The organism is Thiobacillus sp. 65-1402, assembly GCF_001897685.1.
GTDB lineage: Bacteria > Pseudomonadota > Gammaproteobacteria > Burkholderiales > Thiobacillaceae > Thiobacillus.
In genome coordinates this window covers 1-21,401 of record NZ_MKUG01000019.1, presented here as the reverse complement: position 1 = coordinate 21,401, position 21,401 = coordinate 1, and the positions used below count along the sequence as shown (strand labels likewise).

Sequence of the window (21,401 nt, the reverse complement as noted above, 5' to 3'; positions counted from 1 at the left end):
GTATTATCAGAAAGTGCTTATATTCGTGAGGAGTATTCCCATGCGCCCTGCTTTCTTTTCCGTATTAGGCGCCGTGCTGGGCGCGTTGCTGCTGTCCGCACCCGTCAGCCGGGCGGCAGCGCCGCCCGCCGAACAGGCCGTCCAGGCCGACGTTTACAAGGTGGCCATCGAGCGCGGCGTCGGTTTGAAGGATGCGGCCGATTCGATGCGCTTGCGTGCCAATGCGCTGAACCTGCAGCTGGTGGCGGAGCTTCCGCTGTCCAAGCAGGTGGAGGCGGTCACCGGCCAGCCGCAGCGCACCATCACCATCTTCCAGTTCTGCGATGCCGTCACCGCCAAGGCGCTGATCGACCTGAACCTGGATTTTGCGGTGTACATGCCGTGCCGCATCGCCATGATCGAAGATGCCAGTGGTCAGGGCTGGCTGGTGATGATGGACGTCAACGTGGACATGCTGGCGCAGGAAAAGCGCGTGCCGCAGGCGCTGAAAGACCGCATCAACGCGGTGCGCCAGGCGCTGGTGGAGATCATGCAGGCGGGCGCCAAGGGCGAGCTGTAAGCCTGCCGACCGGCCTCAGGCGGCAGGTGCGGTTTCGGCGTCCGCCGCGTAGCTGAAGGCATCCGCGAAGAACGCGTCCTCGGGCAGGCGGCGGGTCCGGATGAAGGCGTCGCGCGCGCTGTCCACCATGACCGGCGCGCCGCAGGCGTAGACCTGGTAGCCGGACAGGTCGGCGAAGTCGGCCAGCACGGCCTGGTGGACCAGGCCGGTACGTCCCTGCCACCGATCGTCCGGCGCGGGATTCGACAATACCGGAACGAAGCTGAAATTGGGGCGCTCGGCCAGCCATTGCTGCGGCAGTTCGGCCATGTATAAATCCTTCAGCGAGCGCACCCCCCAGTACAGTACCAGTTCGCGGTCGGTGTGCTCGGCGAAGGCATGCTCCAGCATGCCCTTGATCGGCGCAAAGCCGGTACCGCCGGCGATGAAGAGCATCGGTTTGTCGGAGTCTTCGCGGATGAAGAAGCTGCCGAGCGGCCCTTTCAGGCGCAGGATGTCGCGTTCCTTCAGCGTGGAAAATACCTGGTCGGAAAACAGGCCGCCGGGCACGTGGCGGATGTGCAGCTCCAGCAGCGCGTCGTCGTGCGGCGGGTTGGCGAGCGAATAGCTGCGCGTCTTGCCATCCTTCAGCTGGAAATCGATGTATTGCCCGGCCAGGAACTGCAGGCGCTCGTTGGCGGGCAGCTTGATTTTTACCAGCATGACGTCGTCGGCGCGCTTCTCCAGCTTTTCCACCCGGCACGGCAGCGTCTTCACCACGATGTCCTTGGCGGCGCCGATCTCCTTCGCTTCGATGGTCATGTCGGAGAGCGGCCTGGCGCGGCAGAACAGTGCGCGTCCCTGCGCCTTCTCCTCGTCTTTCAGCGCGTTGGGCTGATGCACGCCGTAGTCGAACTGGCCCGCCAACACCTTGCCCTTGCAGGCGCCACAGGCGCCGTTGCGGCAGCCGTAGGGCAGGGCAAAGCCTTCGCGCAATGCGGCTTCGAGAATGGTTTCATCGTCGGCGACGGTGAACTGGTGCCCGCTGGGCTGGAGGGTGACCTGATGCGGCATGATGTGGGCTTAGAATACGGTTACAAACCAAGGAATTATCGCCCGAGCGCGCGGGGTTTACACCCCTGCGGGCATAGGGTTACAGGCAGGCAACAATGAAAAAGATCTTGATTGTGGGGTTCGGCGACGTGGCCGAACGGCTGGCGAAACGCTATGCCGGGCAGGCCGAGTTCATCGGGCTGACGCGGCGCGGCGAGCGTGCTGCCGAGCTGCGCGCGCTCGGCGTGACGCCTTATATCGGCGATCTCGATGTGCCGCGGAGCCTGCGCCGCCTGCCGCGCGTCGATGGCGTATTCCACTTTGCGCCGCCGCCCGGCGAAGGCACGACCGATCCGCGCACGACCCATCTGCTGCACGCGCTGATGCGGCGCGGCAAGCCGGGTGCGCTGGTGTATATCAGCACCAGCGGCGTGTATGGCGACTGCGGCGGCAACTGGGTGGCCGAGACGCGGCCGGTGGCGCCGGTGAACGGCCGCGCGGTGCGGCGGGTCGATGCCGAACGCCAGCTGCGCGCCTGGGGCGAGGCGTTGCGGGTGCAGGTGAGCATCCTGCGCGCACCGGGGATTTATGCTGCCGATCGCCTGCCGCTGGAACGCATCAAGCGCGGCACCCCTGCGCTGATCGCCAGCGACGACAGCTACACCAACCATATCCACGCCGACGACCTGGCGCGGCTGGCGTGGGCGGCGCTGTTTCGCGGACGCTCGCAACGCATCTACCATGCGGTCGATGCGCATCCTTTGAAAATGGGCGACTGGTTCGACAGCTGCGCCGACGCGTTCGGCCTGCCGCGCCCGCCGCGGGTCGACCGCGCGGAGGCGCAAAAGGTGTTGTCGGAAGCGCTGTTGTCCTTCCTGCGCGAGTCGCGCCAGCTGTCGAACGCGCGCACCGTGCGCGAACTGCGCTTGAAATACCGCTATCCGGCCTCGGACGACCTGCTGCGCGAAATCAAGCAGGCACGCGGGCAGATGAAGCTGTTTTGATTGGCGCAGTCGACGTGACGCAGTTTTTTGCTAACGCAGCAAATCGTCGGATTCGCGCTTGAACTCGCCTTCCAGCACATCGTCGTTGGCCGGCCGCAGCGGATCCGGCTTGCGCCGGTTCCAGGTGCCGGGGGCCAGCAACAGCAGCAGCGCGGCGGCATCGCTGATGAAGCCGGGGAAGGCCAGCAGGCCGCCGGCGAGGAGAATGCGGCCGCTGGCGAACAGCGCGGCCAGCGGATGCGCGCCGGACTGCACCGAGAACAGCAGACGCGCGCCCCAGGCAACGCGCTCGGCGCGAATCAGCATGACCCCGGCGATGGCGTCGAGCAGCAGCCACGGCAGCACCCAGCCGCCGATGGCGCCGGCCATCCAGAAAATGCCGATGGCTTCCAGCACCGGAAACGACAACAGCAGTAGCACAATCCAACCAAAGCGCATGACATGGAACCTTTGTTAGTCTTGACCAATGTACCCGATCGGAGCGCCGCCGAAAAACTCGCGCGCGAACTGGTCGAGCGCCGCGCGGCGGCATGCGTGAACGTTTTGCCGGCCTGCCACTCCATCTACCGTTGGCGGGGAGCTGTGGAAACAAGGGAGGAAATCCCCTTGCTGATCAAAACCAGCGCGGCGAATTACCCGCTGATTGAAGCAATCGTCCGCGCGCAACACCCTGACGACGTACCTGAACTGATCGCCGTACCGATAACGCACGGCCTGCCCGCTTATCTTGACTGGGTGGCCAAGGAGACTGAAAAACATGATTAAGTGGATTCGTTTGCTCGGCGTACTGCCCGTACTTTGGGGTGCGTTTGCGCATTTTCCAGTGGCCCACGCCGAAGAATTTCTTGACCCCGAAGTTGCGTTCAAGTTCTCGGCGCGCGCGCTCGATGCCAACACGCTGGAAGCGCGCTGGCAGATCGCGGACGGCTATTACATGTACCGCGACAAGTTCAAGTTCGAGCTTGCCGGTGCCACCCTGGGCGCGCTGCAGCTGCCGCCGGGCAAGCTGAAGCAGGACGAATATTTCGGCAAGGTCGAAACCTATCTCAAGGACGTGCGTATCGCGCTGCCGATCCAGCGCACGCCGGGCGCCACCTCGGTCACGCTGAAAGCCACCTCGCAGGGCTGCGCCGACGCCGGGCTGTGCTACACCCCGCAAACAGTCAGCGCGACCATCAAGCTGCCGCCGCCGCAGCCCGCTGCCGCCGCGCCGGCACCCGCGGCCACGCCGATTGCGACTGCCGCGCTGGACGGCCTGCGCAGCCTGGCTGGCGACGGCGGGATGCCGAAAGTGCTGCCGCCGGACGAGGCCTTCCTCGTCGCCGCCGCCATGCCGGATACGCAGACGGTCAAGCTCGGTTACACGCTGACCGCGAACACTTATCTGTATCGCGACAAGCTCGCCTTTGTCGTCAAGTCGCCGGCCGATGTGAAAGTGACGGGCGTCGACACCCCGGCGGGCGACGTCAAGGACGATCCGACCTTTGGCCGCACCGAGGTGTATCACCGCGATTTCGCCGCTGCCGTGACGCTGTCGCGCGCGCTTGCCGCGAATGAAACGCTGGTGCTGGAAGCAACCTGGCAGGGGTGCAATGAAGCGGTGGGCATCTGCTATCCGCCGATCAAGCGCGAGTTTTCCCTGGCGGCAAATGGCGCTGCGGCGACCGCGCTGCTGGCGGCGGCCGATGCCCCGGCCGAAGCGGCGAGCGAATCCGACACCTCGCGCATCGAACGCGTGCTGAAAGACGGCAGCTTCTGGGCGGTGGTCGCCACCTTCTTCGGTTTCGGCCTGCTGCTGGCGCTGACGCCGTGCGTGTTCCCGATGATCCCGATCCTGTCGGGCATCATCGCCGGGCAGAAAAAGGAGCTCACCAAGACCAGCGGCTTCCTGCTGTCGCTCGCCTACGTGCTGGGGATGGCGATCACCTATGCCTTGGCTGGCGTTGCGGCCGCCCTCTCCGGCACCCTGTTGTCGAACGCGTTGCAGAATCCTTGGGCGCTCGGCATCGGCGCCGGCATCTTCGTGCTGCTGGCGCTGTCGATGTTCGGCTTTTTCGAGATCCAGCTGCCGAGCGCGCTGCAAAGCAAGTTCTCCGATGCCTCCAACAAGATGAAGGGCGGCAATTTCATCGGCGTCTTCGTGATGGGCGCGCTGTCCGCCGTCATCGTCGGCCCCTGCGTGGCGCCGCCGCTGGCCGCCGCGCTCGCCTTCATCGCGCAGACCGGCAACACCACCCTGGGCGGCGTTGCACTGTTCGTGCTGGCGCTCGGCATGGGGATACCGTTGCTGCTGGTCGGGCTGTCGGCGGGGGCGCTGCTGCCGCGCGCCGGCGGCTGGATGAATGCGGTGAAGTACTTCTTCGGCGTGCTGATGCTGGCGATCGCCATCTATCTGATCTCGCCGATCATCCCGGCCTGGGTCAACATGCTGCTGTGGGCTCTGCTGCTGATCGCATCGGCGATCTACCTGCATGCGCTCGATCCGCTGCCGGCCCACGCATCCGGCTGGTCGCGGCTGTGGAAAGGACTCGGCGTGCTGCTGCTGATCGGCGGCTTGTCGATCATCCTCGGCATGCTGGCAGGCAGCCGCGACCTGCTGCAGCCGCTTGAAGTGTACAAGGGGGGCGTCTTCAAGGGCGGCTCCGCGATGGCGGCCGAGCAGAAAGGCCTGGCGTTCGAGAAGGTCGCAGACGTCGCCGAACTCGACGCGCGCCTGGCAGCGGCGAAGGCCGAGGGGCGCGCGGTGATGCTCGATTTTTACGCCGACTGGTGCGTGTCGTGCAAGGAAATGGAACGCTTCACCTTCAGCGATCCCAAGGTGCAGGCGCGGCTGCAAAACGTGGTCCTACTGAAGGCCGACGTTACCGCCAACAGCGATGCCGACAAGGCGCTGCTCAAGCGCTTCAAGCTGTTCGGCCCGCCCGGGCTGATTTTCTGGAACAGCGCGGGCGCGCAGTCGGAATTCAAGGTGATCGGGTTCGAGAAAGCCGAGAAATTCCTGTCTAGCATCGACTCGGCGCTGGGACGCTGAGGCCGCCTGGCCGATCCGGGGCGGCCGGCCTCACACGCGCTTTCGGGCGCGCTGAGGCCCTTCAGGGCTGGCGCTGCAGTACCGCGATGCCGTCCAGCAGCGGGACGACGAGGGGCTGAATCTTGCGCCGCATCAGCGAGCCGATCGCGGTGGTCTTGAGGAAGATCGGCCGCGCGCTGTCGGCATCCGCCGTGGCCAGCGCATCGAGCGCCGCGCAGTCCGCCTCCAGTTGCGGTGCGGCCGCGAGCACTGCGGCACGCGCCGCGCCGCGCGCGGCCGCGTCGGCCTGGCGCAGCGGCGCGCACCATTGCGCCAGCGCGTTCAGCGCGTGGTTGACCACTTCCTGGATTTCCGGGCGGTCGAGGACGAGCGCGCTGGTGGCGAGGAAGGTCTGGCCCTGCCCCGACAGCGCTTTTTCCAGCATCGCGCTGTAAGGGTTGCCGGCAATTTGCGGTACGCCGGCGTGGTCGGCGCGCGCGGCGCGCGGATTCGGCAGTGTATCGGGCTGCAATTCGAGGAAGGCCACGTAATACGAATTGCGGCTGCTGCCGCGCTTCCAGATCGACAGCCGTTCGGCCTCGGTGAGCACGCCGGAAACCAGCATCACCGCCACGGTATCGAGAATGCCGACATCGTCCTCGTGCAGGAAGGCCAGGTGCTCGATCAGGAACTCCGCCAGCGTGCGGCCCATGCCGCCCCGGCATACCACGTCGCGCATCAGCATCAGCCGCGCGTTCTCGATGGTCGGCATGCACCACCACGCGTAGCGCGCCAGTTCGTCGGTCAGCGCGGGCGAGTGCACCACCGCGACCACCGCTTCCTCTTCGGCGATCAAGAGCAGCTGCGCCAGGTGCTGGGCCGACAGCCCGGCCTGCGACTGCCGCGTCCAGCGCGTCAGATGCACCGGGTAGCCGCCGGGCGATCCCAGCGCGTGGCCGGACAGCTGCTCGCGCACCCGCTTCAGGTAACGGTCGGAGCGCTCGTTGGGCTTCAGCGGCACGCTGGCTTCGCCTTGCGGCGTCAGCGCCCACAGCGTCATGCTCGATTCGTCGATGCGGACGGCCTTGAGCTCAGTGTTGAAAAGCACGTTGAGGCGCAGCTCGTCTTCGGGGGAAAGCTCGTCGTTCATTTGCAAAACCTTGTTTCAGCCGCGAAGGACGCGAAGTTCGCGTAGCGGATTTTCCCCTGCGCGTTTCTTCGCATCCTCCGCGGGCAAAGCCTTTAAAGCGCCTTGAAGACCTCGCGCGCGGCGGCGACGGTGGCGTCGATGTCGGCATCGCTGTGCGCGGCCGAGACGAAGCCGGCCTCGAATGCCGACGGCGCGAGGTAGATGCCGCGGTCGAGCATGGCGTGGAAGAAGCGGTTGAACTTCTCCTTGTCGCACTGCATGACCTCGGCGAAGCTCGCCGGCGGTTTGGCGGCGAAGTAGAGGCCGAACATGCCGCCGACCGAATCGGCACAGAAGGTGACGCCGGCGTCTTCTGCGGCGGCGGTCAGCCCCTGCACCAGCCGCTCGGTGCGGGCGGTCAGCGCCGCATGGAAACCGGGCTCGGAGATCGCGGCCAGGGTGGCCAGCCCGGCCGCCACCGCCACCGGGTTGCCCGACAGCGTGCCGGCCTGGTACACCGGGCCGGTCGGCGCCAGAGCGTCCATCACGTCGGCGCGGCCGCCGAAGGCGCCCACCGGCATGCCGCCGCCGATCACCTTGCCGAGGGTGGTGAGGTCGGGGCGGATGCCGAGCAGCTTCTGCGCGCAGCCGAGGTCGACGCGGAAGCCGGTCATCACCTCGTCGAAGATCAGCAGTGCGCCGTGTGCGTCGCACAGGCGCCGCATCGCCGCCATGAATGCCGCGGTCGGCTTGACCAGGTTCATGTTGCCGGCGAAGGGCTCGACGATGATGCAGGCGATTTCATTGCCGATTTCGGCGAAGGTGCGTTCCAGCCCGGCGACGTCGTTGTAGTCGAGCACGATGGTCTGCGCCGCGGTTTCCAGCGGCACCCCGGCCGAGGTGGGGTTGCCGAAGGTGAGCGCGCCGGAACCGGCCTTCACCAGCAGGAAGTCGGCGTGGCCGTGGTAGCAGCCCTCGAATTTGATGAACTTGGAGCGGCCGGTGAAGCCGCGCGCCAGGCGGATCGCGCTCATCGTCGCCTCGGTGCCGGACGACACCAGCCGGATTTTCTCGATGCTCGGCAAGAGTTGCGTGATGCGGGTGGCGATGGTCAGTTCGGCTTCGCTGGGCGCGCCGAACGACAGGCCGTTGACGGCGGCGTCCTGTACCGCCTTGACCGTGCCGGGATGGGCGTGGCCGAGGATGGCCGGGCCCCACGAGCCGACGTAGTCGATGTATTCGCGGCCGTCGGCGTCCCACACCCGCGATCCTTTTGCGCGGCTGAAGAACACCGGGGTGCCGCCGACGCTCTTGAAGGCGCGCACCGGCGAGTTCACCCCGCCGGGGATGACTTGTTGCGATTGTGCGAAGAGTTGTTCGTTGCGGGTCATTGTTCAGATTCCGTTTCAAATAATTGATTCAGGGCGTGCGCGGCGGCACGGATGTCGGGCGCATCGAACAGGGCGGAGAGGACGGCAAGGCTGTCCGCACCGGCATCCAGCAAAGCGGGCGCATTGGCCGGCGTGATGCCGCCGATGGCGACGATCGGGACGGACAGGGCGCGTGCTGCTTCGCGCAGCAAGGTCGCATCGGCCCGCCCGGCCGCAGGCTTGGTGGGCGATGGAAAGAAACTGCCGAAGGCGACGTAGTCGGCGCCCGCCGCCTGCGCCGCCTGCGCCAGTGCGAGGCTCTGGTAGCACGAGGCGCCGATGAGCTTGCCGCGGCCGAGAATGATGCGCGCCTCGCGCAGGCTGCCGTCGTCGCGTCCCAGGTGCACGCCGTCGGCATCCGTCAGGTCGGCCAGCCGCAGGTCGTCGTTGACAATCAGCGGCACGCCGAAGCGGCGGCACAGCGCGACGAGTTCGCTTGCCTGCTCGTGGCGGCGCGCGACGTCGGCCGACTTGTCGCGGTATTGCACGGCCGCCGCGCCGCCTGCGAGCGCGGCCTCGACCTCGCTCAGCAGCCGTTCGGTGTCGGCGGTCTCAGGGGTGATGGCATAGACGCCGCCCGGGAATTCAAGCATGGCGGAAGTCAGGCATTGCCTTCCGTCTGCGCATCCTGCGCCCAGAAGAAGCGCTCGGGGATGTATTGCCCCATGCCGGGGCGGAAGGCGGCCTTCAGCGTTTCGTAGGTGAAGTTCTGCGCGTCGCGCACCGCCTGCGGCACGTCCTGGCCATACGCCAGGGTGGCCGCGATGGCCGAGGCGAGGGTGCAGCCGGAACCGTGGTAGCTGCCGGGCAGGCGATCCCAGGCATCGGTCTGCACGTGGCCGTCGACGCCGTACAGGCTGTTGAGCACGCGCGGCGTGGCTTCATGGGTGCCGGTCACCAGCACATATTCGCAGCCCAGGTCGATCAGGTGTTTGGCGCAGGCGGCGAGATCCATGTCGTCCTCGTCCGATTCGAACAACGCCAGCCGCCGTGCTTCGTGGCTGTTGGGGGTGAGCACGGTGGTTTGCGGGATCAGCATGTCGCGCATCGCGGCGATCATGTCGTCGGTGGCGAGTTCGTCGCCGCGCCCGGACGCCAGCACCGGGTCGAGGATCACCGGGATATCCGGGTAGTCGGCGAGGATTTCGGCGATGACCGCGATCGACTCGGGGCTGCCCAGCATGCCCAGCTTGAACGCCGCGACCGGGACGTCCTCCAGCAGCATGCGCGCCTGGTCCATGACCCATTCGGAATCGATCGCCAGAATTTCATCGATCCCCGCGGTGTCCTGCACGGTCAGCGCGGTGATCACCGACAGCGGATGGCAACCCATGCTGGCCAGCGTCAGCAGATCGGCCTGGATGCCTGCGCCCCCGGTGGGATCGGACGCAGCGAAGCTGAGCACCAGCGGAGGGGACGGTTTGGGGGTGAAAATAGGCGGCATGGCGTCACTGCTTTAAAATCAAGCCCCGATTTTAGCCGATTCCCCCCTTGTCCCATGCCTGAATCCCCGAAATACAAGAACTGGATGTGCCTGATTTGCGGCTGGATTTATCGCGAAGAAACCGGCGCGCCGGATGACGGGATTCCCCCCGGCACGCGCTGGGAAGACGTGCCGATCAACTGGACCTGCCCGGATTGCGGTGCGCGCAAGGAGGATTTCGAGATGGTGGCGTTTTGACGCCGCGGTTTTTTGCGGCTGCCGGCTCAAGAAAAGCATTGAATGAGGCGTTAGAACGTTGACGGCGCCGGTTTTTTAGCCATGAAATCATGGCCTGGCCGCGAGAAGCCGGGTCTGCGGTCTGACCGGGCGGGCTTCAAATAAAGTTTATTAAAAATAAATACTGAACAAAGGAGACAGTCATGATTCTGCGGTGGATTTCGGCATGGGGCTTGCTCGCGTTTTCGGCAGGCGTGTGGGCGGTTTCTCCCTATATCCAGGGCGACCCGGTGGCCGGCGGCAGCGCCCAGGTTGTGGCGGCGGCTGTCGAATCCAAGCTCAAAGGCGGAGGCTTCAAGGTGGTCGGCAAATATTTCCCCAAAACCCTGACGGGGTACGGGGTGGTTGTCGCCACCGATGATGCCATGCTCAACGAAGTGGGCGCGGTGGGCGGCCCTGCCGTGCTGGGCGCGGCGATTCGCGTGGGGGTGAAGGCGGACGGTAGCGTCGCCTATACCAATCCGGATTACTGGTACCGGGCCTATTTCCGCAAGGCTTTCGACAAGAGGGAAGCAGCAGTCAAAGCCCTGCAAACGCGCTTGCAGGACACGCTGGGTGCGGGCAAGGGGCAGGGAGGGGACGAGCCTCCGGGGAATCTGGTCAATTACCGCTACATGATCGGCATGGAACGCCTGGATTCGTCGAAGAGCAAGCTGGCCGAGTACGGCAGCTTCGCCGAGGCGCTGAAGACCGTGCGCGACAACCTGGCCAAAGGCGCAGGCAAAACGGCCAAGGTCTACGAGGTGGTGATGGCGGATCGCAAGCTGGCCGTGTTCGGCGTGGCGATGAACGACGCCGAGCACAACGATGGCGACTGGATCAAGAAAATCGACATGCAGAACAACATCGCGGGACTGCCTTACGAGATTTATATCGTCGACAACGAGGTGAGCTCGCCGCATGGCCGTTTCCGCATCGCCCTGGCATTCCCGGATGTGGGGATGGGCCAGTTCATGCGCATCTCGTCCCTGCCGAATGCCATCATGGAGGCCATGGGCAGCGTGGCGGGCGTCGAGAAGAAGCCCAGCGCGGAAGCCTGGCAGCAGTAAAACCGGCCGCTTGAGTTCGGCGGGCCGGAAAGGCGTCGCGATGCGACGCTTTTTTTCGAGCGCATGCCCCCGCCCGGCGGCAAGGCGGGCGCTAAAGAAGCCTGCGTCGATGCCGTAATGCTTACCACATAGGGTGAATGGCAGGTGCCGTTCAGCTGACGATTCTGCTGGAGAAACGTGTGGATAACGAAGCATTGAAAGGCGTCAAGGTGATGGTCATTGATGACAGCAACACCATACGCCGCAGCGCGGAAATCTTTCTGAACCAGGCCGGTTGCGAGGTCATCCTGGCACAGGACGGTTTCGATGCGCTGTCCAAGATCACCGATCACGAACCGGATGTGGTGTTCGTCGACATCATGATGCCGCGACTCGACGGCTATCAGACCTGCTCGCTCATCAAGCGCAACGCCAAGTACCGCACCACGCCCGTCATCATGCTGTCGTCCAAGGACGGGCTGTTCGATCGCGCGCGTGGCCGCATGGTGGGATCGGATGAATATCTGACCAAGCCTTTCACCAAGGACACGTTGCTGACGGCGGTGCGCGAGCACGCCTGTGCCGGGGCTTAACTGTTTTCCAAGGAGCATAAATTATGGCGATCAGCCGAATTCTGGTGGTGGACGATTCTCCCACTGAGCGCTTTTTCCTGTCCGAGCTGCTGGTCAAGAACGGCTACCTGGTCAGCATGGCCGAAAGCGGCGAAGAGGCGGTCGCGCAAGCCAAGCAGACGCTGCCCGATCTGATCGTGATGGATGTCGTGATGCCCGGCATGAACGGCTATCAGGCAACCCGCATGATTTCCAAGGAGGACGCGACCAAGCATATCCCGGTCATCATGTGCACCACCAAGGGCCAGGAAACCGACAAGGTGTGGGGCATGCGCCAGGGCGCAAAAGCCTATCTGGTGAAACCGGTGAAGCCGGAAGATCTGCTGTCGCAGATCAAGGCGCTCGGCTGAGCGGACCGACATGGCCAAGAAATTCAATCTGCGCGAATTTCAGACCACGCTTTCGCAGCAGTTGCAGGCGGCAGCCAGCCGCGACAATACCGGCTCCCGCCTGGGCTTCCGGGTAGGCGACGCGAACTGGCTGGTGAGCCTCTCCGACACCGAGGAAGTGATCCCGGTGCCGCCCGTCGTCAAGGTGCCCGGCGCGCGCCGCTGGTTTCGCGGCGTCGCCAACATTCGCGGCAACCTGTTCGCGGTGAGCGATCTCGCCGATTTCATGGGGCAGGGCGTGACACCCGATCATGCCGATTGCCGTCTGCTGATTCCGCATCACGATTTTGGCGTGAACGCGGCGCTGCTGGTGCGCGGCACCCTCGGCCTGAAAAACATCAATCGCTATCAGCTGCGCAGCGCGGCTGCGATACACCCCTGGGCCGCACGCCAATACGCGGACGAAGCGGGCACCGGCTGGTGCGATATGGATTTCGGGCGATTGCTCGGCGACGCCGAGTTCCTGAAGGTCGAAGCGCAGCTCGGCAACTGATCGCACATCGAATAACGAAGGCGCATTGGCGCCGGCAAGTGGAGGCAGAGGAGCAATGAATATGGCGATAACGATGAATGGCCTGAAAGGCCTGGCGGGCCGCATGACGGGAAAGGTCACGGGCAGGAACCGGGGCGGGGAACACACCACCCTGATCATGCAGACGGTGCGCAAGCTGGCCGACCAGGAGCCCGGCCAGGCGCCTTTGATCGGCCATTTGCCCGTCGACAAGCAGTATCTCTATGCCGGCGGCACCTTGATCGCCTCGCTGCTGCTGGCGGCCGGCTTCACCATCTACAGCTCGCTCCAGCTCGACAATCGCACTGGCTACGAGGCCCGCGCGGGCGAGCTTAAAGTGCTGTCGCAGCGACTGCCGCTGACGGCCCAGCAGTCCGTGCTGGGGAATGCCGCCGCCTTCAAGAAGCTGGCGGAGGGCAAGGCCGCATTCGAGGCGACTTTGAGCGGACTGGCCGAAGGCGACGAAGAAGTGCCCGCCACCAGCGGGGCGGCACGCGATTCGCTGGAAAAAATCAGCGCGCAGTGGCAGAAGTTCAACCCGCAGGTCGTGCAGATTTTGTCGCAGCAGAAAAATCTGGTGGCGATGAACGAGAGCGTCAAGCGCATCAACGCGCTGAGTATCGATCTGCAGGAAGTCGCCGAACAGCTCGCCAGCCAGTTGGCCGATACGGGGGTCGGCGTGCGCGAAGTGTCGCGCGCCAATCATCTGGTCATGCTGAGCCAGCGGCTGCCGAAAAACGCCAACATGCTGCTGTCGTCCGACCTGATCGACCCCGAGGTGGTGCTGCAGTTGGAAAAGGATACGACCTCGTTCCGCGACACGGTGCAGGCGCTGATGGAAGGCGCGGCCAGCCAGAACAAGGACAGCATGCTGACCCTGGAAGACCTGGGCGCCAACATGGGCGACATGGTGGAGTCGGTGGGGGCGGTGCTCGCCAACACGCAGCCGCTGCTGCAGGCCAAGATGGCGGCCAACAACCTGTTCGTCGGCAGCGATGCCCTGCTGCAGGATACCGATCGGCTGTCGCAGGATTACCAATCGGTCGGCGGCACCGGCTATCTGCTGGCCGCCCTGTTCGGCCTGCTGGCGATCGGCTCGCTGGTGATGCTGGGGCTGGTCAACATCAACGAAACCAAATCGCGGGCACGCAAGAGCGAAGAGGAAAACAGCCGCAACCAGGAAGCGATTCTGCGTCTGATGGACGAACTGGGCGAACTGGCCGAAGGCAACCTCACCATCAACGCCAGCGTGACCGAAGACATCACCGGCGCGGTGGCCGACTCGATCAACTACACGGTGGAAGAGTTGCGCAGCCTGGTGCGCGGGATCAACAACGCCACCCTGCAGATGGATCAGGCCGCCAGCCAGGCGGGCCAGGTGTCCGATTCGCTGCAGCAGGCGGCGCGCCGCCAGACCGAGGAAATCGAGGAAACCTCGGCCGCGGTGGTGAACCTGGCGCAGTCGGTGCAACAGGTGTCGGGCAACGCCGCCGAATCCGCCCGCGTGGCCGAACAATCGCTGGCGGCCGCGGAAAAGGGCCAGCAAGCGGTGGCCAACGCCATTGCCAGCATGAACGACCTGCGCGAACAGATCCAGGAAACGTCCAAGCGAATCAAGCGCCTCGGCGAATCGTCGCAGGAGATCGGCGAAATCGTCGAACTGATTTCCGACATTACCGAACAGACCAACGTGCTGGCGCTCAACGCCGCCATCCAGGCGGCGTCCGCGGGCGAAGCCGGACGCGGCTTCTCGGTGGTGGCGGAGGAAGTGCAGCGGCTGGCGGAGCGCTCGGCCGATGCCACCAAGCAGATCGCGGCGATCGTCAAGACCATTCAGTCGGATACCCACGACACCGTGGCGGCGATGGAAATATCGACCCAGGGCGTGGTCGAGGGCGCCAAACTGTCCGATGCGGCGGGCCAGACGCTGGCTGAAATCGGCAGCGTGTCGAAGACGCTGGCCGAACTGATCGCGGATATCTCGGCTGCCACGCAGAGCCAGGCGGAATCGACCGCCAAGGTGGCGGAAACCATGCAGGACATCAAGGCGATTTCGGCGCAGACCGGCACGGGCACCCAGCAGACGGCCGAGTCGATCGGCGGCATGAAGCAGCTGGCGCAAGACCTCAAGAATTCGGTTGCGGGCTTCAAGCTCGCCTGACCGGGGCGGCCACGGCAATCAACTTCAGGAACAACACACCATGAGCGCCTTACTCGACTACGATACCGGCCCGCTGAACTGGGTGCGCGGGGACATCGACGCCGCCCTGCAGGCCGCCTTGGGGCGCATACAGGCATACAGCGTCGACGCCGATCTGACCAACGCCCTGCGGCTGGCGCGCGACGATGCGCATCAGGTCACCGGGGCGCTGCGCATGGTCGGCCTGGAAGGCGCGGCCGCGCTGGCCAATGCACTGGAATCCTGTCTGGCCGACATCAATGAAAACCGCTTGATGGCGGGCGACGAAGTGCTGCGCGCCCTGCGTAATGCCATCGAAGGCCTGCAGCGCTGGGTCAAGGATCTGGCCGACGGCCGCGGCAGCGGCGAACTGGCGCTGTTTCCCCTGTACAAGCGCCTGCGCGAACTGCAGGGTGCCGAGCGGGTGTTCGAAGGCGAGTTGTTTTTCCCCGATATGCGCACGCGGGTACAGGGCAAGCCCGCCAACGATAGCCTGACGCCGGAAGCGCTGGCGGCCGAAGCCAAGGCCGCACGCAACCTGTTCCAGCGCGGCCTGCTGGCCTTCCTGCGCAATATCGAGGCAGAGCAGGGGCTGCAGCGCATGCGCGAGGCGCTGGCCGCGATCGAGCGCATCGCGCCGTCGCAGGCCTCGCAAACCTTCTGGTGGGCCTGCGTCGGCTTTATCGACAGCCTGATCACCCGCGGCGTCGAGGCCGATTTCCACGTCAAGCAGCTGCTTGCCCGCATCGACCTGCAAATGCGCCGCCTGATGGAAGGCTCGCCGCAGGTCGCCGAACGTCTGCTGCGCGACGCCTTGTTCTTCGTGGCCAAAAGCCAGGCCCTGGATGGCCGCGCTGCGGAAGTCCGCTCGACCTTCGGCCTCGATCGCTACCTGCCGGGCCGCGGCATGCTGGATCCCGAAGCGCTGGCGCACATGCGCCCGGTGCTGGATGCCCTGCAGGCCGGCTTGAAGGCTGCGCGCGACAGCTGGCATGCCTACGTGGAAGGCGATGCCGGACAACTGGAGCAGTTCCAGGGCCAGCTGGCGCGCATGCAGCCGCAGGCGCAGATGCTCGAAAACAGCGGCTTGATGCCCTTGCTGGATGAGTTGGCGGCGGCGGCCCTTACCTCTGCCGGGCGCGACGGCGAGGCGCGCGAACAGGTGAATCTGGAAGTCGCTTCCACGCTGCTGTTCATGCAGAATGCCGTCGACCAGGAAGACCTCCTGCACGCCGATTTTGCGGTGCGCGCGGAGGGCCAGCAGGCGCGCCTGAATGCCCTGATCGAAGGCCGCGAGATGCCGGCCAGCGTCGTGGCATCCGCCAGCCAGCGCGAAGCCGAGCGTGACATGCTGGTGCATATGGCGCAGGAAGTCGGGCAAAATCTGAAGCAGATGGAGGAAGCGCTGGATGCCTTCTTCCGCGACGCCGGCGAACGCGAAGCGCTGGCCGGTCTGCCGGTGCTGGCGCAGCAGGCGCAAGGCGCGCTGACCATGCTGGAACTGCCCGACGCCGCGAATCTGCTGGCGGCGGCCATGGCCACCGTGCAGCCGTTTGCCGGCGAAGGCCATCCCGACGAGGCGACTCAGCAACGTCTGGCCGATGCCTTCTCCAGTCTTGGACTGTATATCGAGTCCTACTGCTCCGGACGTGCCGATGCAGCCAGGATCCTGCGCCCTGTCCTGGTCGACTTCGGCGTGATCGATGCCGGCAGCGCCGACGAAAGCGCGCTCGACGACACGGTTGAATCGGGTTTGCCGGTGCGCAAGGCCGAGGTGCAGGCGAGCTATCTGGACTGGCGCGATCAGCCCGGCGACGACTCAAAAAAAAAATTCCTTGATGCCCTGACCGAGCTGAATCGCGACGCCGAGCTGATCGACGACGCCGCGCTCAAGCAGCAGACGCGTGCTGCGCTCGAGCTCAGCCGCGATGCCGCCGAGGCGCCGCTGGCGCTCGATGCCGGGATCGCCGCCCTGAGCGGCCTGGCGTTGCCGCAACGGGCGGCGATTGAAATCCCGCTGAAGCTGGACGAGGCTGAACCGCAGGGCGGCGAAACGGCCGCTCCGATGCCTGCCGAGCCGGGGGTGGACGCCGCCGCAGCGCTTGAATTCCTGCCTGTCGAGGCTGCCGAAATTGCACCGCCGGCGCGCGCGGCCGAACCGGCAGTGGCCGCGGAGCCGGCCGCGTCCGAGGCCAGCGAAAGCGAGCCCGCCGAAGACCATCTGCTGGCTGCGATCCCCGAGGGGGTCGAGCCGGAACTGCTGGACATTTTCCTGGAAGAAGCCAACGAGGTGCTGGCGACCATCGGCGAGGCCGGCGATGCCTGTCAGGGAGACCCTGAAGACCAGGCTGCGCTGACGGTCATCCGCCGCGGTTTCCACACCTTGAAGGGCAGCGGCCGCATGGTTGGCTTGAACGAGCTGGGCGAAACTGCGTGGCGTCTTGAACAATTGATGAACGGCTGGCTGGCCGATAAAAAGGCGGCCAACGGCGATCTGCTGAGCCTGATCGGGCGCGCCCGCGGCGTGTTCCAGGACTGGGTGGACGCGTTGCAGGCCAATCGCCCCGTGACACTGCCGGTGTCCGCTTTGTTGGCCGCGGTTGGCCGCGTGGCACAGGGGCAGGCATTGGAAGTCGCGCCGGCTGCGGCCGCAATCGAGAGCGTTTCGGCCGAAGCGCATGGGCAAATCCAGGCAACGACCGAGGCGGTGGCCGAATCAGCGGATGACGCCGGGAGCGATGCCGCAGCGGCGGTTGAAACTGAGCTGCAAGCTGAAGCCGGTGCCTCGACCGCAGCGGAGCTGGAGGTCGAGGCCGCAGCCGAAACCGAAACCGAATGGCTGCTTCTGCCTGTCGCCAGCGCTGAGCCCGCCGTCGAGATGGCGGCAGTTGTCGAAGCGATGCCGGACCAGCCTCGCGTCGTCGAGCCTGAAGAGGCAGAAGCCCCGGCCGGCATGCCTGTTCCGGATGTGGGCGCCATTGTCGAATACGCAGCGGTAGGCGAGCAGGCGGCGGCGGCCGTGTTAGCAGAACCGGCCGCGGCCGATGCCGCGCCTGGATCGTCCGTGCCGGACGAGGTCTGCATCGGCCCGGTCTGCCTCTCCGCCGGCTTGTACGAGATTTTCATGACCGAAGCGCATCAGCACCTGACCGCGCTGCAGGAAGAGGCGGAACGCCACGCCGAGCTTGCCGACAACACGGTCAGCGAACACGCGCGCCGTGCCGTTCATACCCTCGGCGGCATCGCGGGCACAGCGAGCATCACGGTCCTGTCCGATCTGTCGCATGCGCTCGAACAGTACTGGAACCGTTTTGTGCAGGTTCCGCTGCCAACCGCGCATCTGCCGCTGGTGCAGGATACGGTCGCGCGTCTGCACGGCATGATCGCAAGCATTGAGAGCGGGCAATTGCCCGCGATGGCGAACGATCTGATCGCGGCGCTGGGCGAACTGGAAGACGAGCAGACCACGGCGCCGGCTGGCGGAATGCCGGTGGAACATGCCGTTGAAGCAGCGTCTGCCGCCGCGACCGATGCGGCGGCACCTGCCGAGGCGGCTGGCATCGCTGCAGTGGCCGAAACCAACCACTCCGCCTCCGTTCCCCATCTGCTCGACGTCAGCGCGCTGGTGCCGGACTTGAAACCCGTCACGCCGGTGCCGGTGTTCGAGCGGCGCGAGGTTGCCGATGAAATCGACTTGCAATTGCTGCCGATTTTCCTCGAGGAAGCCGATGCCCTGGTGCCGGATGCCAGCGCGCAGTTGCGCGCCTGGCTGGCTGCGCCGGGCGAAGCGGCCGCACGCGATGCGCTGCGGCGCAGCCTGCATACCATCAAGGGCAGTGCGCGCATGGTCGGCGCGATGCGCCTGGGCGAGTTGACCCATGTGATGGAGTCGCGCGTGATCGCCGTGATCGAAGGCCAGCTGGCCGCAAGTGCCGACGTCTTCGGTACGCTGGAAGCGCAGCTTGACCGCCTGCACGATGCGGTGGAGCGCCTGAAGCAGGGCGGTCCTGCAGCGGCTGTCGAGGAAACCGCCGCGCCGCTGGAAGCCCCGGTCGAGCCGGTGCTCGAGCGTATCGAGACGGCTGCTTCAGCGGCCGATCCGCTGGCGCCCGCGCAGCCGGCTGTGCGCGACGGCAATGCGCTGACCTTGCGGGTGCGCGCCGACTGGGTCGATCGCATGGTCAACCAGGCAGGCGAAGTGGCGATCGCGCGCTCGCGGATCGAGAGCGAAGTGTTTGCGTTCAAGCGCCACGTCAACGAATTGTCCGAGGCGCTGGTGCGGCTGCGCGGCCACATCCGCGAAGTCGAAATCCAGGCCGAGTCGCAGATGCAGGCGACCTTCCAGACGCAGGGCGCGACGGAGGAATTCGACCCGCTGGAGTTCGACCGCTTCACCCGTTTCCAGGAGGTCACCCGCTTCCTGGCCGAAAGCGTCAACGACATTTCCACCGTGCAGCACATCCTGCTGGCGCGCCTGGGCGAGGCCGACGCTGCGCTGATCCAGCAGACGCGGCTGAACCGCGAACTGCAGCAGGATCTGCTGCGGGTGCGCATGGTGCCGCTGTATTCGGTGGCCGAGCGCTTGTACCGCACCGTACGCCAGACCGCGCGCGACGTCGGCAAGCGCGCCCAGCTCGACATTCAGGGAGGCGATCTGGAAATCGACCGCTCGGTGCTGGAGAAAGTCACCGCGCCGCTCGAACACCTGCTGCGCAACGCGCTGGCGCACGGCATCGAAGCGCCCGAGGCGCGGCGCGCCGCCGGCAAGGCGGAGTTCGGCGAGATCGTGCTGTCGGCGCGCCAGACCGGCAACGAAATGCTGATCACCGTGAAGGACGACGGCGCCGGCCTCAACTACGCGCGCATCCGCGAAAAGGCGGAGGCCAGCGGCCTGCTGCTGCCCGGCGTCGAGCCGACCGAAACCCTGCTGGCGCAGATGATCTTTGCCGCCGGCTTCTCCACCGCCGAGAGCGTGAGCCAGGTTGCCGGACGCGGCGTCGGCATGGATGTGGTGAAAAGCGAGATATCAGCCCTTGGCGGCCGCATCGACATCAACTCGACGCCGGGTGCCGGCACCTGCTTCAATATCTACCTGCCGCTCACCCTGGCGATGACCCAGGCCGTGATGATCCAGGCCGCCAGGCACGATTACGCGCTGCCGGCGCCGCTGGTGCAGCAGGTGCTGGAACTGAAGCCGCATGAACTGGAACAGGCGATGGCGGCAGGCGAGGTGAAGTGGCGCGGCACGCGCTACCCGCTTTCCTATCTGCCGCATCTGCTGGGCGACACCGAAGCACTGCACGAAGTGCAGCGCTACAACCCGGTGGTGCTGCTCGCCAGCGGCTCCAGCCAGGCCGCGGTGCTGATCGACGCGATCGAGGGCACGCGCGAAATCGTGGTCAAGAACATCGGCCCGCAGATGGCGCGCATCACCGGCGTGGCAGGCGCCACGGTGCGCGGCGACGGACGGGTGATCCTGATCCTCAACCCGGTGCCGCTGGCGCTGCGCTGGGCCGGCTTGCCGCGCCCAGCGGTGGAGCACACGGCGCCTGCCGAGGCGGCCGAAGCCAATGCCGCCTCGCAGGCGCCGCTGGTGCTGGTGGTCGACGATTCGCTCACGGTGCGCAAGATCACCACCCGCCTGCTCGGCCGCGAAGGCTTCCGCGTCGACAGCGCGAAGGATGGCGTCGATGCGCTGGAAAAAATGCACGACCTGATCCCCGACGTGGTGCTGCTCGACGTCGAGATGCCGCGCATGGATGGCTTCGAACTCGCCCGGGTGATGCGCAGCGACGCACGCATGAAGGCGGTCCCGATCATCATGATCACCTCGCGCACGGCGGACAAACACCGCAAACACGCGCTGGAAATCGGCGTCAACGAGTATCTGGGCAAGCCGTATCAGGAACAGCAGCTGCTCGATTGCATTGCCGAGCAGCTGGGGCGGGATGTGGTGCTGCCGGCTTGAACCGGCAGGCTTAGAGTTTGAGGCCGGCGAGGTCGCCCGCTAGCGCATCGAGGCGCGCGTCGCCCTGCAGCGGGTCGCGATGGTAGGTGGAAGCCAGTTGCCGCGCCGCATCCAGCCAGTGGCTTCCTGCCCTGGCCACGAGTTCGGCGAATCCGGTGTTAGCGGGGGTGCCGAGCCAGCTTTCATATGCCTGCGGCAATGCCGGGAACAGCGCGCGCCGCAGCCCCGATAGATTGGCCAGGTAAAAATGCAGCGAGCCGATGGCTTCGCGCTCCAGCAGCGTCGGCAGCGTCACCAGGCTGTCGGCCAGATGGTCGCGCACCGCGCGCACCAGCAGTTCGGCGTGCCTGGACGTCAGCTGGCCGAGCATCGTGTTCCAGTCCTCGCCCAGCAGCGCTTCGGCGCGCGCCTCGCCGATTTCATGCAGGATCATCGCCTCGCTCTCGGCCTCGGCCATGCGGTCGAGGCCGCGCTCGATGTCGTGCTCGAAGCCATAGTGGGCGAACGCGCGCCCGAGCGCGGTATCCCTTTCCTTCCACTGCCATTCTTCGTACTTGTTCCACAGCAGCCGGCGCACTGCGTCCATGCGCAGGAAGATGGCGCCATCGCGCATCGCCGCCGGCGGGGCAATCAGGTCGCGCGCATATTCGCATCCCGCCACCAGCACCTGCACCCCCTCGCGCATCTCGGCACGCTTGAGTTCGGCCAGCACGAAATGCGGCTTGCGGAAATGCCCCAGCCCGCTGCTGTAGACCAGTCCCTGCGGGATCAGCGCGCGGTTGATGTCGTCGGCCGCGAACGGATCGATCC

18 protein-coding genes are annotated in these 21,401 nt (G+C 65.7%); 11 read left to right on the top strand and 7 right to left on the bottom strand.

Annotation, left to right across the window (positions count from 1 at the left end; translation table 11 throughout):
* Window positions 1-40 precede the first annotated feature (40 nt).
* Window positions 41-559: a DUF302 domain-containing protein gene (locus tag BGO62_RS01920; protein WP_296638889.1), complete on the top strand. Its 519-nt coding sequence runs from the start codon at window positions 41-43 to the stop codon at window positions 557-559.
* Window positions 560-574: 15 nt separating this feature from the next.
* On the opposite strand, the gene BGO62_RS01915 is transcribed toward BGO62_RS01920, so the two are convergent.
* Complete coding sequence (locus BGO62_RS01915) at window positions 575-1,612, bottom strand: CDP-6-deoxy-delta-3,4-glucoseen reductase (RefSeq protein WP_296638888.1); 1,038 nt, start codon at window positions 1,610-1,612, stop codon at window positions 575-577.
* A 95-nt stretch (window positions 1,613-1,707) separates the two neighbouring features.
* On the opposite strand from BGO62_RS01915, the gene BGO62_RS01910 reads away from it, so the two are divergent.
* Window positions 1,708-2,595: an SDR family oxidoreductase gene (locus BGO62_RS01910; RefSeq protein WP_296638887.1), complete on the top strand. Its 888-nt coding sequence runs from the start codon at window positions 1,708-1,710 to the stop codon at window positions 2,593-2,595.
* A 30-nt stretch (window positions 2,596-2,625) separates the two neighbouring features.
* Here BGO62_RS01910 and BGO62_RS01905 read toward each other — a convergent pair whose 3' ends face one another.
* Window positions 2,626-3,033, bottom strand: coding sequence for an FxsA family protein (locus BGO62_RS01905; protein WP_296638886.1), 408 nt, complete (start codon window positions 3,031-3,033; stop codon window positions 2,626-2,628).
* A 3-nt stretch (window positions 3,034-3,036) separates the two neighbouring features.
* Here BGO62_RS01905 and cutA point away from each other — a divergent pair, with 3 nt between their 5' ends.
* Together cutA and dsbD are read left to right on the top strand one after the other, a co-directional pair.
* Window positions 3,037-3,360, top strand: a complete 324-nt coding sequence (cutA, locus tag BGO62_RS01900; protein WP_296638885.1) for a divalent-cation tolerance protein CutA — start codon at window positions 3,037-3,039, stop codon at window positions 3,358-3,360.
* A complete protein-coding gene (gene dsbD / locus BGO62_RS01895) occupies window positions 3,353-5,626 on the top strand; it encodes a protein-disulfide reductase DsbD (RefSeq protein WP_296638884.1) in 2,274 nt (757 codons plus the stop codon). The genes cutA and dsbD overlap by 8 nt, the downstream gene beginning before the upstream one ends.
* 61 nt (window positions 5,627-5,687) lie before the next feature.
* Here dsbD and BGO62_RS01890 read toward each other — a convergent pair whose 3' ends face one another.
* The 4 genes from BGO62_RS01890 to BGO62_RS01875 all read right to left on the bottom strand — a co-directional run bounded on the left by BGO62_RS01890 (window position 5,688) and on the right by BGO62_RS01875 (window position 9,608).
* On the bottom strand, window positions 5,688-6,755 hold the full coding sequence (locus BGO62_RS01890; RefSeq protein WP_296638883.1) for a hypothetical protein: 1,068 nt from the start codon (window positions 6,753-6,755) through the stop codon (window positions 5,688-5,690).
* Window positions 6,756-6,847: 92 nt separating this feature from the next.
* The gene (hemL, locus tag BGO62_RS01885; protein ID WP_296638882.1) at window positions 6,848-8,125 is read right to left on the bottom strand and encodes a glutamate-1-semialdehyde 2,1-aminomutase; all 1,278 of its coding nucleotides are present in this window, start codon (window positions 8,123-8,125) and stop codon (window positions 6,848-6,850) included.
* Complete coding sequence (gene thiE / locus BGO62_RS01880; RefSeq protein WP_296638881.1) at window positions 8,122-8,757, bottom strand: thiamine phosphate synthase; 636 nt, start codon at window positions 8,755-8,757, stop codon at window positions 8,122-8,124. Before thiE ends, hemL begins: the two co-directional genes overlap by 4 nt.
* A gap of 8 nt (window positions 8,758-8,765) precedes the next feature.
* Window positions 8,766-9,608, bottom strand: a complete 843-nt coding sequence (locus BGO62_RS01875; RefSeq protein ID WP_296638880.1) for a hydroxymethylpyrimidine/phosphomethylpyrimidine kinase — start codon at window positions 9,606-9,608, stop codon at window positions 8,766-8,768.
* Between the two features lie 54 nt (window positions 9,609-9,662).
* On the opposite strand from BGO62_RS01875, the gene BGO62_RS01870 reads away from it, so the two are divergent.
* The 7 genes from BGO62_RS01870 (at window position 9,663) to BGO62_RS01840 (ending at window position 20,591) form a co-directional block, all read left to right on the top strand.
* Window positions 9,663-9,845, top strand: a complete 183-nt coding sequence (locus BGO62_RS01870; RefSeq protein WP_296638879.1) for a rubredoxin — start codon at window positions 9,663-9,665, stop codon at window positions 9,843-9,845.
* A 182-nt stretch (window positions 9,846-10,027) separates the two neighbouring features.
* Window positions 10,028-10,933 carry a hypothetical protein gene (locus BGO62_RS01865; RefSeq protein ID WP_296638878.1) on the top strand — a complete coding sequence of 302 codons (906 nt, stop codon included), beginning with the start codon at window positions 10,028-10,030 and terminating at the stop codon, window positions 10,931-10,933.
* Between the two features lie 212 nt (window positions 10,934-11,145).
* Window positions 11,146-11,505, top strand: a complete 360-nt coding sequence (gene pilG, locus BGO62_RS01860; protein ID WP_296638900.1) for a twitching motility response regulator PilG — start codon at window positions 11,146-11,148, stop codon at window positions 11,503-11,505.
* Between the two features lie 23 nt (window positions 11,506-11,528).
* Window positions 11,529-11,894 (top strand): response regulator, encoded by a 366-nt coding sequence (locus BGO62_RS01855; RefSeq protein ID WP_296638877.1) that lies wholly within the window; start codon window positions 11,529-11,531, stop codon window positions 11,892-11,894.
* Window positions 11,895-11,904: 10 nt separating this feature from the next.
* Window positions 11,905-12,426, top strand: coding sequence for a chemotaxis protein CheW (locus BGO62_RS01850; protein WP_296638876.1), 522 nt, complete (start codon window positions 11,905-11,907; stop codon window positions 12,424-12,426).
* Between the two features lie 73 nt (window positions 12,427-12,499).
* Complete coding sequence (locus BGO62_RS01845; protein WP_296638875.1) at window positions 12,500-14,605, top strand: methyl-accepting chemotaxis protein; 2,106 nt, start codon at window positions 12,500-12,502, stop codon at window positions 14,603-14,605.
* 40 nt (window positions 14,606-14,645) lie between these two features.
* Entirely contained in the window at window positions 14,646-20,591 is a 5,946-nt protein-coding gene (locus BGO62_RS01840; RefSeq protein ID WP_296638874.1) for an Hpt domain-containing protein, read from the top strand.
* 10 nt (window positions 20,592-20,601) lie between these two features.
* On the opposite strand, the gene BGO62_RS01835 is transcribed toward BGO62_RS01840, so the two are convergent.
* The coding region (locus tag BGO62_RS01835) for an Sfum_1244 family protein (RefSeq protein WP_296638873.1) at window positions 20,602-21,401 on the bottom strand (800 nt) is incomplete at its 5' end.

Bases quoted from the DNA above. Each gene is read 5' to 3' on its own strand.
- BGO62_RS01920 (WP_296638889.1), top strand. From the start codon at position 41: ATGCGCCCTGCTTTCTTTTCCGTATTAGGCGCCGTGCTGGGCGCGTTG.
- BGO62_RS01915 (WP_296638888.1), bottom strand. From the start codon at position 1,612: ATGCCGCATCAGGTCACCCTCCAGCCCAGCGGGCACCAGTTCACCGTC.
- BGO62_RS01910 (WP_296638887.1), top strand. From the start codon at position 1,708: ATGAAAAAGATCTTGATTGTGGGGTTCGGCGACGTGGCCGAACGGCTG.
- BGO62_RS01905 (WP_296638886.1), bottom strand. From the start codon at position 3,033: ATGCGCTTTGGTTGGATTGTGCTACTGCTGTTGTCGTTTCCGGTGCTG.
- cutA (WP_296638885.1), top strand. From the start codon at position 3,037: ATGGAACCTTTGTTAGTCTTGACCAATGTACCCGATCGGAGCGCCGCC.
- dsbD (WP_296638884.1), top strand. From the start codon at position 3,353: ATGATTAAGTGGATTCGTTTGCTCGGCGTACTGCCCGTACTTTGGGGT.
- BGO62_RS01890 (WP_296638883.1), bottom strand. From the start codon at position 6,755: ATGAACGACGAGCTTTCCCCCGAAGACGAGCTGCGCCTCAACGTGCTT.
- hemL (WP_296638882.1), bottom strand. From the start codon at position 8,125: ATGACCCGCAACGAACAACTCTTCGCACAATCGCAACAAGTCATCCCC.
- thiE (WP_296638881.1), bottom strand. From the start codon at position 8,757: ATGCTTGAATTCCCGGGCGGCGTCTATGCCATCACCCCTGAGACCGCC.
- BGO62_RS01875 (WP_296638880.1), bottom strand. From the start codon at position 9,608: ATGCCGCCTATTTTCACCCCCAAACCGTCCCCTCCGCTGGTGCTCAGC.
- BGO62_RS01870 (WP_296638879.1), top strand. From the start codon at position 9,663: ATGCCTGAATCCCCGAAATACAAGAACTGGATGTGCCTGATTTGCGGC.
- BGO62_RS01865 (WP_296638878.1), top strand. From the start codon at position 10,028: ATGATTCTGCGGTGGATTTCGGCATGGGGCTTGCTCGCGTTTTCGGCA.
- pilG (WP_296638900.1), top strand. From the start codon at position 11,146: ATGGTCATTGATGACAGCAACACCATACGCCGCAGCGCGGAAATCTTT.
- BGO62_RS01855 (WP_296638877.1), top strand. From the start codon at position 11,529: ATGGCGATCAGCCGAATTCTGGTGGTGGACGATTCTCCCACTGAGCGC.
- BGO62_RS01850 (WP_296638876.1), top strand. From the start codon at position 11,905: ATGGCCAAGAAATTCAATCTGCGCGAATTTCAGACCACGCTTTCGCAG.
- BGO62_RS01845 (WP_296638875.1), top strand. From the start codon at position 12,500: ATGAATGGCCTGAAAGGCCTGGCGGGCCGCATGACGGGAAAGGTCACG.
- BGO62_RS01840 (WP_296638874.1), top strand. From the start codon at position 14,646: ATGAGCGCCTTACTCGACTACGATACCGGCCCGCTGAACTGGGTGCGC.